Genomic DNA, 15,661 nt, shown 5'->3' on the forward strand with positions numbered 1-15,661 from the left:
TCTGCACAAACAACTATATCGGTCACAATCATACCAGATTATGCTGCGTGATTTCCAATGCTCGAAGAAGAATATACGCTCGATTATTTCCGATCTCAGGGATTTGAACGGAAGGTCTGCAAGAGTTGCGGGGCGGCCTTCTGGACCCGGGACCCTGAACAGGAGTTTTGCGGCGACGCACCGTGCGTGACGTATAACTTCATCGGCAACCCGGTCTTCAAGCCCCATACCGTTGATGAGATGCGGGAGGCGTTCCTCTCGTTCTTTGAGCGGCACGGCCATACACGCCTCGAACGATACCCTGTGGCCGCACGGTGGAGGGACGATATTTACCTCACCATCGCATCCATCGCCGACTTTCAGCCGTTCGTCACGAGCGGGGTCGTTCCCCCGCCGGCGAACCCGTTGACCATCTCCCAGCCCTGCATCCGCTTAAACGACCTTGACTCCGTCGGCAGGTCGGGGCGTCACCTGACGCTCTTTGAGATGATGGCGCACCATGCTTTCAATACCCCGGGCGAGCAGATCTACTGGAAGGACGAGACGGTCGCTCTCTGCGATGAGTTCATCGCGTCTATCGGGGGCGACCCCACCCGTGTCAGTTATAAGGAGCACCCCTGGTTCGGCGGCGGGAACGCCGGGGCGTCCGTCGAGGTACTCATCGGCGGCCTCGAAGTTGCAACGCTGGTCTTCATGAACCTCGGACGGCAGAAGACCGATCAGCCGCCCGTCGATGTGAACGGAGTGCCTTACTACCCGATGCCGCTGAACATCGTGGACACCGGATACGGCCTTGAGCGGTTCGTCTGGGCCTCAAAGGGTTCGCCGACGATCTACGACGCGGTCTTCCCGGAGATGGTAAGCCGCCTGATGCGTTCGTCTCATCTGGAGCACCTCCTCGACAACCCGGAGTTCACGAAGATCATGGGCCTGAGCGCCCGGTTCGCCGGGGTGATGGACATCTCCGGGACGAATCTCTACAACCTCCGGCGGAAGGTCGCCGAGGCGATCGATGTGCCGGTGGAGCGGCTGGAGCGGATCGTCGTCCCGATCGAGAAGGTCTATTCGGTCGCCGACCACACCCGCTGCCTCGCCTACATGCTCGGCGACTGCATCGTTCCCTCGAATGTCCGGGAAGGGTATCTCGCCCGGCTCGTGCTCCGCCGGACGCTCCGGATGATGAACGATCTCTCGATGGACGAGGACCTGGCGGACCTCGTGGAGGCGCAGATGCAGATCGTGGGGACCGAGAACTTCGGGCAGGACGTCGCCGTGGTCCGCGAGATCGTGGCGAACGAGGAGGAGAGGTATGCAAGCACCCTCGAGCGCGGGACCAGGATCGTCCAGAAGATCGCCCGGAACTACAAGGCAAAGAGTGCGCGGGTTCCCCTTTCGGAGGTCATCACCCTCTACGACTCGCACGGCATTCCGCCCGAAGTGGTGAAGGACGTCGCTGCCGCCGAGGGGGCCGTCGTGGAGATCCCCGACAACTTTTACTCGCTGATCGCCGATATGCACTCGGAAGCGCAGAAAGAGGCGAAAGGTGAGGACCCGCTTGCCCCCTACCGCGAGCGGGCCGAATCCCTGCCCCCGACGAAGAAACTCTACTACGAGCAGTCGGGCAAGGTCGAGTTCGAGGCGATGGTGCTCGATTACTTCGACGGGGTGGCGGTGCTGGACCAGACGCTCTTTTACCCCGAAGGCGGCGGTCAGCCGTCCGATACCGGCACCCTCGTGACGTCCGAGAGCGTGGTGCGGGTGGAGGAGGCGGTAAAAATCGGCGAGGTGATCCTCCACCGGGTCACGGGCGGCTCCCTGAAGCGCGGCGACCGGGTGAAGGGTGTGGTGGACGAGGAGCGCCGCCTGTCGTTGACGCGCCATCACACGGCGACCCACATCCTCCTGTACGCCGCAAAGAAGGTGCTCGGCGCCCACGTGCACCAGGCCGGCGCCCAGAAGGGGAGCGAGGTCTCCCGTCTGGACATCCGGCACTATACGCATATCACGCCCGAGGAACTCCAGCGGATCGAGATAGAGGCGAACCGTATGGTCATGGCCGATACCCCGGTCTATATCAACGTCGAGGAGCGGACGAAGGCCGAGCAGAAGTACGGGTTTGGTCTCTACCAGGGCGGCGTTCCGCCGGGCCGGAATATCCGGACGGTGCAGGTGGGGAGCGACGTCCAGGCGTGTGCCGGAACCCATGTCCGGACAACCGGGGAGATCGGGTTTATCCGGGTCGTCGGCGTTGAACACATTCAGGACGGCGTCGAGCGGCTGGTCTTTGCTGCCGGGCTTGCCGCCGTGCACGCCGTGCAGAACATGGCGGGGCTCCTCCAGGCGTCCGCCGATGTGGTGAGCGTCCAGCCCGAGAACCTGCCCGCGACGGTGGCACGCTTCTTTTCGGAGTGGAAGGAGCAGAAGAAGGAGATCGAGCGCCTCCAGAAGAAGGTAGTGGACCTTCAGGTGCAGCACCTCGGCGGCGAGACGGTCGACGGGGTCAGGGTTGTCGTCAGGCAGGTGGATGCGGATCAGAAAGAACTCGTTGCGCTTGCCACTCTCGTCTCTGATGAGGGTGGCGTGGCGCTCTTTGTATCGGCAGACGGAACCGTGAAAGTGGTGGCGGCGTCGGGCGTATCGGCGGTGAATGCTGTCGACGTCGTCCGGGAGGTCTGCAGCATCCTCGGCGGCAGGGGCGGCGGCAAGCCGAACCTTGCGCAGGGCGCCGGAACGGATGCCTCCCGGCTCGACGAGGCGCTCGAACGTGGGCGCAGCCGGATCCTTGAAGAACTCCATGGTTGACGAAGTTGTCGTTATTCAGCCGGGCGATGAACGAGCGCAGAAGATCGCACGGGCAATGGCGAGCCAGACGGCGAATGCGGTCATCCAGACTTTCGGTGCCGGGCCGCTGACGTCGTCGGAGGTTGCGCGGCGGATGGCGATCCCCATCACCACCGCCACCTATCACATCGAAAATCTCCTTGATGCCGGGCTCCTTAAGGTTATGACGACCCGCTGGAGCGAGAAAGGACGCGAGGTGAAGGTCTATGGCCTTGCTAACCAGGTGTTCATCATCGCCCCTCAGGAAAGCGATCTCCGGTCGGTGTTGCGGAAGTACACGATGCTCTTCGGGATCGTCGTCCTCGCGAGCCTCGGTCTTCTGGCGTTCCTTCCGGCGGTACTGCCGGGCCTTCAGGACGCGTCGTCGCCCGAACCGAAGATTGCCGGCGTCAATGAGGAACTCTCGGCACTTCGGGCCCCCCTCGATACCGCCGGGGTGCCGTCGGTCCACGACCTGGTGATGGGCTTCTTCTTCGGAGCGTGCGCGGTGCTACTCGTACTGATGGTCTACGAGGTCTATTACTGGTGGCGCACCTCCGGGCGCTATCGGGCGGAAAAAGAACAGGGTGAGTGAAACAGGGTCCGGGATGATAAAAAGGGTTTTGGGTCTTTACTCATCGCCCCCTGACAACTCCGTCATTCTGGGGTTTTCCACTTCCGGCTTCAACTTTTGCCCCGCATTTCGGGCATCGCGTCTTTTTCGGGTTGATCTCTGCACCGCAACTGTAGCATTTTGGCATGGTTTATCACCACACTATGCCTGATAGGAGCCTGCTACCATAAGGTTATCCAATGGCGATCCCGGTCGAAATATCTGTATAGAAAGGAATCGCCGGTATGCGTCCCTGAATATGTCATCCGACGTTTTTTTCGCGATGTTGTTCTCTCCGTATTCGCGGGGTCGATGCCGGTCCTTGCCCGGAGAAGACCGGGTTCATCAGGGCTCTGCGTTAACCTGTTCGATACGCGTCCGGGTATATTATCCTGTAAATCGGGTCATCTGGATTTTTTGACATCCAGCATATATTTGTATATGGATAAAAATTATAATCCCGCTCGTCAACTATGATCTATGCTCGGCATCGTCCCTGATATCGGCCCAGAGGTCTTCTCCCTGGTCATAGTCCCGTTATTCATCTTCTTTGCACGGATCTGTGACGTTACTATCGGGACGATGCGGATCATCTTCGTCGCCCGGGGGATGAAGATGGTCGCCCCGATCCTCGGCTTTTTCGAGGTCTTCATCTGGATCGTGGCCATCGGCCAGATCGTTCAGAACCTCACGAATCCGCTCAACTACTTTGCTTATGCGGCCGGGTTCGCCACCGGAAACTATGTCGGCATGCTCGTCGAGGAGCGGCTGGCGATGGGGCTTGCGCTCATCCGGATCATCACCCAGAGGGACGCAACAAATCTCATCGACTCCCTCCGCGCCGCCGGCTACGGGGTGACGGTCCTCGACGCCCAGGGGAAGATGGGCCCCGGCAAGGTCCTCTTCCTGGTGGTCAAGCGAAAGAACATCCGGGACGTGGAGAACGCCATCCACACGTTTAATCCGAAGGCGTTCTACTCCATCGAGGACGTCCGTCGGGCGGCCGAAGGGACGTTCCCGATCGTCACGCCGGGCCCGACCCCGTTTCACCCCTCTTTCGTCAGGGTCATCCGGAAGGGGAAGTGACCTCCGGATAGGTTATCCGGTAGACGGCACCGGCCCGGTCGTCCGAGACCAGGAGCGAACCGTCGTTTGCAATCTGCACGTCCACGGGCCGTCCCCAGGCGTCACGGCCCTGGAGCCAGCCTTCCGCGAAGACCTCGTAGGAGGCGGGCGTACCGTTGTCGAGGGTGACCATCGTCACCCGGTAGCCGACCAGCTCCGCCCTGTTCCAGGACCCGTGCTCGGCGATGAAGATCCGGTCGCGATACTCTTCCGGGAACTGCTCGCCGTCATAGAACCGCATGCCGAGCGCTGCGACGTGCGGCCCGAGTTCCTGTTCCGGCGGCGTGAAGTCCTCGCACGATCGCCCCGCCCCGAACTCGGGGTCGGGGATCGAAGAGCCGTGGCAGAAGGGGAACCCGAAGTGCATCCCGGGTTCCGGCGCCCGGTTCAGTTCGTCGGGCGGGACGTCGTCACCGAGCCAGTCGCGGCCGTTGTCGGTGAACCAGAGGTCCCCGGTCTCCGGGTGCCAGTCGAACCCTACCGTATTCCGGATGCCCCGGGCGTAGGTCTCGAGATCGGTCCCGTCCGGGTCCATCCGGAGGATGGTGCCGAATCGCTCGTCGTCGGGGTCGCAGACGTTGCAGGGCACACCTACCGGAATGTAGAGTTTCCCGTCGGGTCCGAACGCGATGAATTTCCACCCGTGCAATGCTTCATCGGGAAATGCGTCGCTCACCACCTCCGGTTCGGGCGGGTTCGAGAGGTCCGTCTCGATATCGTCGTAACGCAGGATGCGGCCGATCTCGGCGACGTAAAGCGAACCGTTCCGGAAGGCGACGCCGTTCGGGGAGTCGAGACCGCCTGCGATGGTGATCACCTCATCGCCTCTTCCGTTGCCATCGCGGTCGGGGATGGCGTAGACGTTTCCGGGATCACGACTTCCGACGAAGAGCGTCCCGTTTGGGGAGATCGTCATCGACCTCGCCCCGGTGACGTTCCCGGCATAAACATCGATGGTAAACCCCGGCGGGAGGGTGATCGTATCGAGCGGCAGGGTGCCGCCGGTGCCGCCGGGCGGCATCACGACGGCCACGACGATGCAAAGGAGGCTAAACACTGCAACGGCAGCAAAAATAATGACGATCCGGCGTGTCATCTGGAGTCATCTCCAGGACTCCGGATGACGGGCGTGGATATAGCCGTTACTCACGGAGGGCCACCGCCCTGGTCGCTCATGTTTGTGCAGGCGCTTGGCCGGGCGCGCGGAGGCCCGAACGGATGCGTAGGTTTATCTATTCTGCAGGAAGAATCACCCATGTCGCCAACCGGCATAGGAGACAGACCATGATAACCATTGTTGCTAAATGCAGCGTAAAACCGGGTAAGGCAGATGAACTCGTGGAGATCGCCCGCGATGTCGTCGAAGCGAGCAGAAAAGAAGCCGGGAACGAGTCCTACAACTTCTATGCAGACCTCGCCGACCCCACGAAATTTACATTTGTCGAGGTCTGGAAAGACCAGGCCGCAATCGATTTTCACAGCGCCACCCCCCATTTTCTGGGCTTCGTGGAGAAGGCGGGACCCCTGTTTACCGGTCCGCTCGACATCGCCCAGTACCGAAAACTCACCTGAACCCTCCTTTTCCGAAACGGAAAAGTTCTTCTCACCCTCTTCTCTTTCTCCCTGCATGATTAAAGCGACATCCGGTTCGTGAAATTTCCAGCATTCTCAACACAGAACATAGTCATATGCCCGTCTGCCAATCGTGCCGGTCGTTGTGTTGATCGGCAGCGATCGGCACAGGCCCGTAGCCGGGCGCTCACGGGGCCCGCGCGAACCCCTCGTTTACAGATAAGCGAACGGATGGCGTACCGTGGAACAGGCGATCAGGACGGTCAGGCCCGGCGGGAAGATCGGGAACGTCAGCTACCCCGGCTCGGCGACTGGGCCGGGGATGGAGAAACTTGCAAGCCTCATCGAGGCCGACAGGCTCAACCTCTCTCCGATGCTCACCTGTCGGTTAAGGAGCTTCGAGAACCTCGAAAAAGCCCTGCCCCCGATGAAGGAGAAGCCGCGCGACCTCATCAGGCCTGTCATTGTGATGAAAGCCCTCACGCAAACCGCCGGATGCCGGCAAGCGGGGGGAGGACCACCGCCTCGCCGTCGACCTCCACCACCGGCTGCAGGCCGCCCGCATCAACGCGGCGGAGAATGGGCGAGAGGAAGTCCCGGCCCTTTGCGTGATTTATCACGACGCCGGGTGAGAGCGGGTTTGCGGCCGGCATCACAACGAGGTCTTTTCCGTGCACGACGCCCTGTCCGTAGAGGAAGCAGGAGAACCGCGCCATATCGATCTCGATCACCGGGTGGTCGTGGCCGATGACGAGCGTCCCGTGGTCCTCGACCTCCCGGTCGCCGTGAACCACCGTATACCCGCCGCGGTCGTAACGGTCGACCGTCCCCCCGGCGACCGCCGGGAGCATGGCGTCATGCGTTCCTCTGACGAGGACGACCTCGCATTCCGTCCGGAGGGCGGCAAGGATCGTCGAGAGCGTCTCCTTCACTCCCCGGCTCACCCGGTCGAAGGCATGGAAGATGTCTCCGTCGAGGACGAAGACCGTCGGTCCGAACCGATCGAGGACGGCCTCGAACCGGTCGAGCAGCGTCTCCTCCTCATGGAGCGGGAAGTGGAGCCCCTGCCGGTAGAGGGTCTCGGCAAGACCGATATGGACGTCGGAGACGACGCAGAGGCCGAGGTCCCGGACGTAGAGGGCGCCCTTATAGAAGCCAAACCGGCGGAGGAGGTCGGTTTCGCCGACTGCGGTCATGCCGTCGCCCCGTCTTCGATGCTGCTCATCACCCGGCGCTGGAACTCACGGAGCATCGCGAGCCGGTCCTGTGCGTAGACCGCGTCGGAGACGCCGAGGGTCGCAATCCCGAACGCAAGCGGGCTTGGTGACGCGGATCGGGTCAGGACGACCTCGATCTCGCCGGCACCGATGACGTCGACGATCTCCCGGATGTTCTCCGCTTCGAACCGGTCCTCGATAACCTCTCGGTAGGTCTCCCGCATCACGGCAAAGTCCGGAAGACGTTTTGCAAACGCAATCAGCATATCGGCGCTCACCTGCTGGCGCCGGGCGCTCCGCTTCCTGCCCATGTAGTTACGGAGGATCATGAACGACCGCGCCGCGTTGATCCGGAAGACCCGTTTCTCGAGCTGGGTATTCCCGATGGCCTCCGTTAAGATCTCCCGGCATGCATCGGCCCGGATGCCCCTAAGGATGCGCACGGGGTCGGCTTTCTTCTCCAGAGGGACCGAAATTAAAAACCCGGTATCGCTGATCCCGACCGAGACGTTCGTCGTCACGTCCCGTGCAATCATGCAGGCGACGATCCGGGAGAACCCGTCGTTGAACCGCAGCCCGTAGTTGGTCATGAAGAAGTAGAACCGGCGGCGGTTCTCCCTGTCGGCCTGCTCTTCGACGACTATCCGGCCCGGTGTCGGGACGGCTAGATCGCCCAGATAGCGCACCTGCTGCTCGAAGATCGAGCAGATGCTCCGGGCGCTGTTCTCATCGATCGGGTACCGGGTGAGGAGCGCATCGACGAGTTCCTCCGTCGCAAACGTCTGCATCGCGCGAAGCATCCTCTCTTTGAACCGGAGGACATGGAGCCCGAGGTCGAACGAGAGCGGGAGTTTCTCCGAGAACCAGCTCGGGATCGTCGGGCGGTCGCCTGTCGGGTCGACATAGAGTTTCCCGCCCCGGCGGTAGGCGAACTTGTAGCGTCGTCCCCCGAGGACGAAGACGTCGCCCTTGTTCATCCGCTCGAGATACTTTTCATCCAGGTTTCCGGCAAAGACCCCGCTCCGGGTGAGGACGTCGCAGGAGAACTCGTCCGGGATGGTCCCGGAGTTTAAGAAATAAATCATTCGGGCGTTTCTCCCCCGCTTCTGAACCGTTCCGGTCTCCGGGTCGTGCCGGATCTTCGCGTAGATGTGCCGCTCTTCGAGCCCTGCGTACTCCCCGGCAAGGTAGCGGACGACGCTCATGAGGTCCTCCTCTTCGAGATTCCGGTAGCAGTGGGACCGGCGGAAGACCGCGAGCATCTCGCCGATCCGCTGTCTCCCGATAAGCGCCATCCCGAGGACGTGCTGAGAGAGGACGTCGAGGCAATTCTCCGGTATGTGGACCCGGTCCACAAACCCTTTCTGCCCCTCCCGGAGGATCACCGCGCACTCCACGAGTTCGTCGCGGTCGAGGACGATGATCCGGCCTTTCACCACCTCGCCGAGACGGTGTCCGGCACGCCCCACCCGCTGGAGGAGCGCCGCGACGGACTTCGGCGACCCCACCTGGAGGACGAGGTCGACATAGGGCATATCAACCCCGAGTTCGAGCGACGTCGAGGTCGTCACCACCTTCACCTTCCCGGCTTTGAGTTTTTCTTCGATGGCGAGCCTTCCCTCCGCCCCCATCGAGCCGTGGTGGCACCCGGTGTTCTCCTCCCGGTAATACTCCGGGTAGCGGACCCGGAGGTTGTGGAGGATCCGCTCGGCTCCGTTTCGGGTATTCGTGAAAATGAGCGTGTTGTTGTGCTCCTGGACCAGACGGTGGACGGCCGCATACAGGTGCCGCGAGAGGTCTTCGGGAGTGGTCTCGATCAGGTCGGGGACCGGACAGATGAGGGAGAGGTCGAACTCCCGTGAAAACCGGGTATCGACGACCGAGACGTTACGTCCGGCGCCGACGAGGAATTGCCCGACCTCCGCGAGGGGCTCGATCGTCGCCGAACACCCGATCCGCGCGAACCTGCCGCCGGTCTCTTTCACCAGTTCCTCCAGGCGCTCAAGGCTCACCGAGAGGTGAACGCCGCGCTTAGAACCCGCAAGGGAGTGAATCTCGTCGACGACGACCCACCGCACCGTCCGGAGGCTTCGACGGAATTTCGGGGAGTTTAAGAGGATGCCCAGGGTCTCGGGGGTGATGTTGAGGATATGCGGGGGTCTTTGTGCTATCTTCGCCCTCCCGGCCCGCGAGACGTCGCCGTGGCGGACGGCGTGCCGGATGGGCGTGTGCTCGACCCCGCGCTCGCGGGCGATCTCCTGGATGCCCTCAAGCGGCAGACTGAGGTTTTTATGAATGTCGTTTGCGAGCGACTTGAGCGGCGAGATATAGAGACAGTAGACGCTGTCCTCGAGGCCTTCGGTCCGTGCCTGGACGAAGAGGTTGTCGATGATTGCAAGGAACGCCGCGAGGGTCTTTCCCGACCCGGTCGGCGAGCAGATGAGGACGTTCTCGTTGTCATGGATGAGCGGGACCGCCATCCTCTGCGGGGGCGTGAACCGTCCGCCGAGTTTTCGTATGCACCATTCCCGCAAATTCTCGTCGAGGAGACCGAGGATCTCCTCATCCGAATGCCCGTTTCGCCCCGCCGGCCGTATCTCCATCTCTCTTCACCTGTTGCTGTCCCTGATCTTACGCTCGTGCGCCGCCCCGCATCGCGATGCGGAGAGCGGCAGATACGTGTTATCCCTGTTCCGTCCCCGCTGCAGGAGAATTAACCGACATCGGCGCTCTGGGATGATGAAATGGGGAAATAATGCCGTAAATTAAAATTCAAACAGCATTTATCCCGATTCTGCGATCAAAGCGCCGCGCTGGAATTTGAATATATTTTGCAGTCGACCAAGAATAGCTTTTGTGCCGCAGGGAGTAAGTGAGAGACGGAGGTCGAGACTATTGCTGAAGTTCCACCGTTTGTTCCCACATTTACGCGCGATGTTGCAGGTGCGTGATACCGGAGGGACGTTCAATCGTGAAAAGCCGTCACCATCCATAGGTACACGTATTTCTGGAGAATTTTCGTCAATTTACGGCTCTCCCTTCTCCCGGTGCGGTCCCGGGAATTGTTCCGCATCCCGGCGCATTTGAGATATTCTAATGTAGGATCTCGTGAAATGTAAGAGAGGAATTACGATGACTGATCACCCGGTTAAGAACATGATGCGGTTGATGGCGACCAAGATCCGGACCATTGCGGACGTGATGTCCGACGACCAGATCGATGCATTTTCGGACGAGATCCTGAACGCAAACCGTATCTATACCATGGGCGCCGGGCGCTCCGGGCTGGTTGCAAAATCGTTTGCCATGCGCCTGATGCACCTCGGCTTCACGGCATTCGTCGTCGGGGAAACCGTGACTCCGGCCATGAAGCCCGGCGACATCATCGTCGTCTTCTCCGGGTCCGGCGCGACCAAGACGGTTGCGGATATCGCCGAGACTGCAAAGGAGATCGGCGGGCGGGTCTGCCTTATCACCTCAAAGAAGGAGTCGCGGATCGGCCGGATCGCCGACTGCATCGTCATCATCGAGAGCCAGCGGGACAATGTGGCCGACGAGTCGGCAGAGTTCGAGATCCGGCAGATGATGGGCGAGCACAAGTCTTTTGCACCGCTCGGCACTATCTTCGAGACAACCGCCATGGTCTTTGGGGACGCAATCGTATCCCGGCTGATGGAGATCACCCAGTGCAGGCCTGAAGACCTTCAGTGCCGGCACGCAAACATTGAGTGAGCGGTAGCATGAATGCACACAGGTGTGCCGACCGGGTCCGGTCGGTAGAGATGTCGGGTATCCGGAAACTCTTCGATGCCGGGGGGCAGGATGCGATCAATCTCGGCATCGGGCAGCCGGACTTCGATACCCCCGACCATATCAAGACGGCCGCAATCGCCGCCATCTGGGAGGGAAAGACCGGTTACACTCCGAACTCCGGGATCTTGGAACTCCGCGAGGCGATCTGCGAAAAATTCGAGCGGGAGAACGGGCTCGCCTACCGGCCGGATCAGGTCCTCGTCACGGCGGGAGGAAGCGAGGCGCTCCATCTCGCCATGGAGGCGCTTGTAAATCCGGGTGACCGTGTCCTTGTCCCCGACCCGGGTTTCGTCTCCTACGCCGCGCTTGCAACGTTTGCCGGAGGGCGGCCCGAGGGGATGGGGCTCGATGCGAACCTTCATATCGACGTCGAGCAGGCGAAGGAGCAGATGGACGGAGCGCGGCTCCTCGTCCTGAACACCCCGGGAAATCCGACCGGCGCCGTCGAGAGCGAGGAGTCGGTCCGCGCGCTCGTTGAGTACGCAAACGACCGGGGCGTCACCGTCGTCTCCGACGAGGTCTACGAGCACTTCGTCTACGAGAAAAAACACGTCAGCGCGGGCCGTTTCGGCGAGGACGTCATCACCGTCAACGCCGCGAGCAAGACCTACGCCATGACCGGATGGCGGGTCGGCTACCTTGCGGCACCTCTGGACTATGTCCCGGAGTGTCTCAAGGTGCACCAGTACGCCCAGGCATGCGCGACGTCGGTCTCGCAGTATGCCGCGCTTGCGGCATACACCGGCGACCAGGGGCCGGTCGTGCGGATGCGGGATGAGTACCGCGCACGGCGCGACCTCCTTTACGCGGGGCTTTCCGGCCTTGGGTTTACCTTCCCCCGGCCGGAGGGTGCGTTTTACATGTTCGTTCCGATGGGACGAAGCCTTATCGGGAAGGCCATCGAAGCAGGTATCATCATCGTGCCGGGTTCGGCGTTCGGTTCGCGGGCACCTGACCACGCACGTTTCAGTTACGCGACGTCCCGGGAGAATCTCTCCCGGGCGATAGAGCGGCTAAAGACACTGATGGAGTAGAAGAAATATGGTAAAAGAGTTACTCAGGAAGTTATCGGACGCCTACGGCGTCTCGAGCAGAGAAGGGAACATCAGGGAGATCATCAGAGCGGAACTTGCAGGGTCGGTCGATGAGTTCCGCGAGGATGCGATGGGCAACCTGGTCGCCGTAAAGCGCGGCGACGATTTCTCCATCATGCTCGCCGCTCATATGGACGAGATCGGCCTGATGGTTCAGTACATCGACGAGAAGGGGTTCATCCGGGTCGTCCCCCTCGGGGGCTGGTTCGGGCCGGTGCTCTACTGCCAGCGGGTGGTCCTGCACGGGGTGAAGGGGCCGGTCCCCGGGGTCATCGGCGCAAAGCCGCCCCATGTGATGAAGGAAGACGAGCGTAAGAAGGAGATCAAGATCGAGAATATGTTCATCGACGTGGGTGCGACGAGCGAAGAGGAGGTGAAGAACCTCGGGATCGAGATCGGCACCCCGATCACCATCGACCGCGAGTTTACCGAACTTGCCGGCAACCGCGTCACCGGAAAAGCGTTCGACAACCGGGTCGGCGTCGTGATGCTCATCCGGGCCCTGCAGCAGACGAAGTCGCCCCACACGGTCTACGGCGTCTTTACGGTCCAGGAGGAACTGGGGCTGAAGGGTGCGAAGGTGAGCGCCTACTCCCTGAACCCCGATTGTGCGATCGCGACCGACGTCACCATTCCCGGCGACCACCCGGGAATCGAGAAGAAGGACGCGAGCGTCGAGATGGGCAAAGGCCCGGTCCTGGTCCTCGTCAGCGCAAGCGGCCGGGGGCTCATGGCCGACCCGAGGATGACCGCGTGGCTCCGGGAGACCGCGGAGAAGAACGGCATCCCTTACCAGCTTGAGGTCGGGACCGGCGGCAACACCGATGCGACGATCATCCACCTCGAACGGGGCGGCATTCCGAGCATCCCGTTCTCGATCCCGGCCCGCTACATCCACTCTCCGGTCGAGGTCGTCGATACCGGCGATATCGAGGCCGGAATCCGGCTCCTCGTCGAGGCGCTGAAGAGCAAACCCGCGCTTTGACGCGGCCGCCCACCCTTTTTTAGGGCCGGGTGGCGGTACGGGCGCCTGCCTTTTGTGTTCGGGCGAGCACGTATCGGAGAGACCCTGCGGAAAAATTGGAGTGCCCAAGAGATAGGTTCCGTCCCGGGTGCATTCCGGTCAATGATGTGGTGTTTTTTTGTTCACAGCCGCAACCGCCTTGGTCTGTGAACCACCTGCATCACCTTGATGGGCCCAGGTGATCCCACTCTCAGGCACACCCACCATAGTTCCCATAGAATATAGTTTTTCCTTAACCACAAGCATGACCATTATTCGGGGCCCGGATCGCCTCAGTCTTCGACAGAGATGACCGCTACCGGGCACGCGTCGGCTGCCTCCTGCGTGCAGTCGGCAAGATCGTCGGCGACCTTGCCTTCCGCGAGGTTGCCGTCAACACGGTACTGCTCCGCAACCTCGCTCAAGCCGTCGTCCGGGTTCTGTTCGAAGACGTCCGGGCAGAGCGTCCAGCAGGACTCGCAACTGACGCATCCCGGTCTGTCGATGGTTATCTTCACCACGGTTCATTCCTCCGTTCTATTGCCGGAGAAGGTCATCCTCTCTCTTAAACGTGACGGCCGGGGTGGGCGTCTCTCCCCTGCGGGGAGGGGTGACGGCAAAATATATCTTCAGTCCGGCCTAACAGGTGAGGATGCAGAATGCGGCCTGGATAACCCTGTTCTTCGCCGGACTCCTGGAGACCGGCTGGGCGATCGGACTGAAGTATACCGAAGGGTTTACGAAGGTCGTGCCGTCGGTGGTGACCCTTGCCGTGATGGCCGGGAGCATTTACCTCCTCTCGCGGTCGCTCTCCGGCCTTCCGCTCGGGACTGCGTATGTCGTCTGGACGGGTATCGGGGCGGTCGGGACGGTCATCGCGGGGATCGTCCTCTTCGGGGAGTCCAGGAGCGTCCTCCGCCTCCTCTGCATCCTCCTGATCGTCTCGGGTATCGTGGGGCTGAGGTTATGTTCGGAGGCCTGAGGGATGCCCGGGTCTCCGGCGAGGCCCTGTGTTTCGAGTGCGTGCGCCTCTTACGTGAGGAGGTTCGGGTTGAGCGTTTTGCCCTGCAAGAAGAGAGGTTTCTCTCACAGGTCGTGTGTCTCTCGCCCGGTGACCACGGAATATGAATATGATCGTCCTTCCCGGCCGCAGCCGGTCAGATGTCCACTGAGGGGTTCACTCATCTGACCGGTGGCCGGGAGGAGCGCGCAGTAGTCGCCGCCTGTTCGATGAAAGCGATAGCCCCGGTGAAACAGACGATTACTGCGGTGATCAGGGAGGCGATCACAGCGGGTGTTCATCGATCGGAGGTGCGGCCCCTATGGGCGGCAGTTCTCTCCCGCAGATCCCGTGCAAGAACCCCAACTCTTCGAGTCCCGGCTTTGCCGCCGCCTGGGCGACAGAGTGTGAGCCGTTATACCGGTGGCTCGAGGAGGAGTCTGCCTGGTGGGCGACCGTCTCCGACGAAGAGTACGCTGCCGGAAAAACCGTTCTTTCCGGTTGTTCGATCCTCCTCTTTATCCGGGCAGAAGGAGGAACAGATCCTATGAATGCCTGACGAAATCCGGAGGGATTTTTGTTTATGGAGCGAGGATACATTCAGGTTTACACGGGCAACGGCAAAGGGAAGACGACTGCGGCGCTGGGTATGTCGCTCCGGTGCGTCTGTGCCGGCAAGAAAGTGTTCTTTGGCGAGTTCATCAAGGACAGGGAATCCAGCGAGCTGAAAGCAGGAGCATTCCTCCCGAACTTTGAGATTGTCCAGTTCGGACGCGGGTGTTTTATCGACCGCGACCCTGAGGAGGAAGATTTCAGGGCTGCCCGCGAGGGGCTTGCGCGGTGCGACAGGGTTCTGCGGTCCGGCGAATACGGCCTGGTGGTGCTCGACGAGATCAACGTGGCGCTCTTCTACGGCCTCCTGGAGGCGGGCGATGTCATCGAGGTACTGGGGAGGAGAGATTGCCGCGTAGAGGTGGTGCTCACCGGGAGGTATGCTCCGCAGGAGGTTATCGATGCCGCAGACCTGGTCACTGAGATGAGAGAGGTCAAACACTATTACCATGAAGGGGTAGAGGCCCGCCCGGGTATCGAGCGTTGAAGGAGCGCCGTGTCTCTGCAACATGCGCAGATGTGGTTGTTCTTGGATGGTATCGCAATGTGTGCGTGTGTCCATCTCTCTTAGAAAACTCATCGGCGTCCCGGATCATGGAATCTATCATGAGCGCAGGTTGTCTCAGCGGCGTTATCTTCAAGTACCGTGTCGGAAAAGGGAAAATTCCTGGATATCTGGGAAGTCATCCTAAAAGTTTTCAGCGGCTGACGATTCCTATAGTTCAGAGTATGCTGTCGCCTCCCCGCGAAAAATTGAGTGATCTCTGGTGTCAAACCTCTGATACGGCTCCT

Annotated in this window: 15 protein-coding genes; 11 read left to right on the forward strand and 4 right to left on the reverse strand. The window is 61.1% G+C overall.

Annotated elements, in window-relative coordinates; genetic code table 11:
• Positions 1 to 57: 57 nt before the first annotated feature.
• From alaS to BP737_RS00775, 3 genes are all read left to right on the forward strand, one after another.
• On the forward strand, positions 58 to 2,802 hold the full coding sequence (gene alaS, locus BP737_RS00765; protein WP_292410944.1) for an alanine--tRNA ligase: 2,745 nt from the start codon (positions 58 to 60) through the stop codon (positions 2,800 to 2,802).
• On the forward strand, positions 2,795 to 3,415 hold the full coding sequence (locus tag BP737_RS00770; RefSeq protein WP_292410945.1) for an ArsR/SmtB family transcription factor: 621 nt from the start codon (positions 2,795 to 2,797) through the stop codon (positions 3,413 to 3,415). The genes alaS and BP737_RS00770 overlap by 8 nt, the downstream gene beginning before the upstream one ends.
• A 498-nt stretch (positions 3,416 to 3,913) precedes the next feature.
• The gene (locus BP737_RS00775) at positions 3,914 to 4,519 is read left to right on the forward strand and encodes a DUF2179 domain-containing protein (RefSeq protein WP_292410946.1); all 606 of its coding nucleotides are present in this window, start codon (positions 3,914 to 3,916) and stop codon (positions 4,517 to 4,519) included.
• On the opposite strand, the gene BP737_RS00780 is transcribed toward BP737_RS00775, so the two are convergent.
• Positions 4,500 to 5,654: a PQQ-dependent sugar dehydrogenase gene (locus BP737_RS00780; RefSeq protein WP_292410947.1), complete on the reverse strand. Its 1,155-nt coding sequence runs from the start codon at positions 5,652 to 5,654 to the stop codon at positions 4,500 to 4,502. The two genes, BP737_RS00775 and BP737_RS00780, sit on opposite strands and share 20 nt — an antisense overlap.
• Positions 5,655 to 5,842: 188 nt before the next feature.
• Here BP737_RS00780 and BP737_RS00785 point away from each other — a divergent pair, with 188 nt between their 5' ends.
• Positions 5,843 to 6,130 (forward strand): putative quinol monooxygenase, encoded by a 288-nt coding sequence (locus tag BP737_RS00785; protein ID WP_292410948.1) that lies wholly within the window; start codon positions 5,843 to 5,845, stop codon positions 6,128 to 6,130.
• 479 nt (positions 6,131 to 6,609) lie between these two features.
• On the opposite strand, the gene BP737_RS00790 is transcribed toward BP737_RS00785, so the two are convergent.
• A complete protein-coding gene (locus tag BP737_RS00790; protein ID WP_292410949.1) occupies positions 6,610 to 7,326 on the reverse strand; it encodes a metallophosphoesterase in 717 nt (238 codons plus the stop codon).
• Positions 7,323 to 9,950 carry an ATP-dependent helicase gene (locus BP737_RS00795; RefSeq protein WP_292410950.1) on the reverse strand — a complete coding sequence of 876 codons (2,628 nt, stop codon included), beginning with the start codon at positions 9,948 to 9,950 and terminating at the stop codon, positions 7,323 to 7,325. Before BP737_RS00795 ends, BP737_RS00790 begins: the two co-directional genes overlap by 4 nt.
• 529 nt (positions 9,951 to 10,479) lie before the next feature.
• Between BP737_RS00795 and hxlB the strand changes: the two genes are divergently transcribed.
• From hxlB to BP737_RS00810, 3 genes are read left to right on the forward strand one after another with little or no spacing between them, the layout of a single operon-like run.
• Positions 10,480 to 11,079: a 6-phospho-3-hexuloisomerase gene (gene hxlB, locus BP737_RS00800; RefSeq protein ID WP_292410951.1), complete on the forward strand. Its 600-nt coding sequence runs from the start codon at positions 10,480 to 10,482 to the stop codon at positions 11,077 to 11,079.
• An 8-nt stretch (positions 11,080 to 11,087) separates the two neighbouring features.
• Positions 11,088 to 12,194, forward strand: coding sequence for a pyridoxal phosphate-dependent aminotransferase (locus tag BP737_RS00805; protein ID WP_292410952.1), 1,107 nt, complete (start codon positions 11,088 to 11,090; stop codon positions 12,192 to 12,194).
• 7 nt (positions 12,195 to 12,201) lie between these two features.
• Positions 12,202 to 13,239, forward strand: coding sequence for a M42 family metallopeptidase (locus BP737_RS00810; RefSeq protein ID WP_292410953.1), 1,038 nt, complete (start codon positions 12,202 to 12,204; stop codon positions 13,237 to 13,239).
• 311 nt (positions 13,240 to 13,550) lie between these two features.
• On the opposite strand, the gene BP737_RS00815 is transcribed toward BP737_RS00810, so the two are convergent.
• Positions 13,551 to 13,778 carry a ferredoxin gene (locus BP737_RS00815; RefSeq protein WP_292410954.1) on the reverse strand — a complete coding sequence of 76 codons (228 nt, stop codon included), beginning with the start codon at positions 13,776 to 13,778 and terminating at the stop codon, positions 13,551 to 13,553.
• A 131-nt stretch (positions 13,779 to 13,909) separates the two neighbouring features.
• Here BP737_RS00815 and sugE point away from each other — a divergent pair, with 131 nt between their 5' ends.
• The 4 genes from sugE to BP737_RS00835 form a co-directional block, all read left to right on the forward strand.
• Entirely contained in the window at positions 13,910 to 14,239 is a 330-nt protein-coding gene (sugE, locus tag BP737_RS00820; protein ID WP_292410955.1) for a quaternary ammonium compound efflux SMR transporter SugE, read from the forward strand.
• 340 nt (positions 14,240 to 14,579) lie between these two features.
• The gene (locus tag BP737_RS00825; RefSeq protein WP_292410956.1) at positions 14,580 to 14,816 is read left to right on the forward strand and encodes a hypothetical protein; all 237 of its coding nucleotides are present in this window, start codon (positions 14,580 to 14,582) and stop codon (positions 14,814 to 14,816) included.
• A 24-nt stretch (positions 14,817 to 14,840) separates the two neighbouring features.
• Positions 14,841 to 15,356, forward strand: a complete 516-nt coding sequence (locus BP737_RS00830) for a cob(I)yrinic acid a,c-diamide adenosyltransferase (protein WP_292410957.1) — start codon at positions 14,841 to 14,843, stop codon at positions 15,354 to 15,356.
• Between the two features lie 119 nt (positions 15,357 to 15,475).
• On the forward strand, positions 15,476 to 15,661 hold a 186-nt coding region (locus BP737_RS00835; protein ID WP_342685809.1), incomplete at its 3' end, for a hypothetical protein.

Source organism: Methanoculleus sp. UBA291, from assembly GCF_002499755.1.
GTDB lineage: Archaea > Halobacteriota > Methanomicrobia > Methanomicrobiales > Methanoculleaceae > Methanoculleus > Methanoculleus palmolei.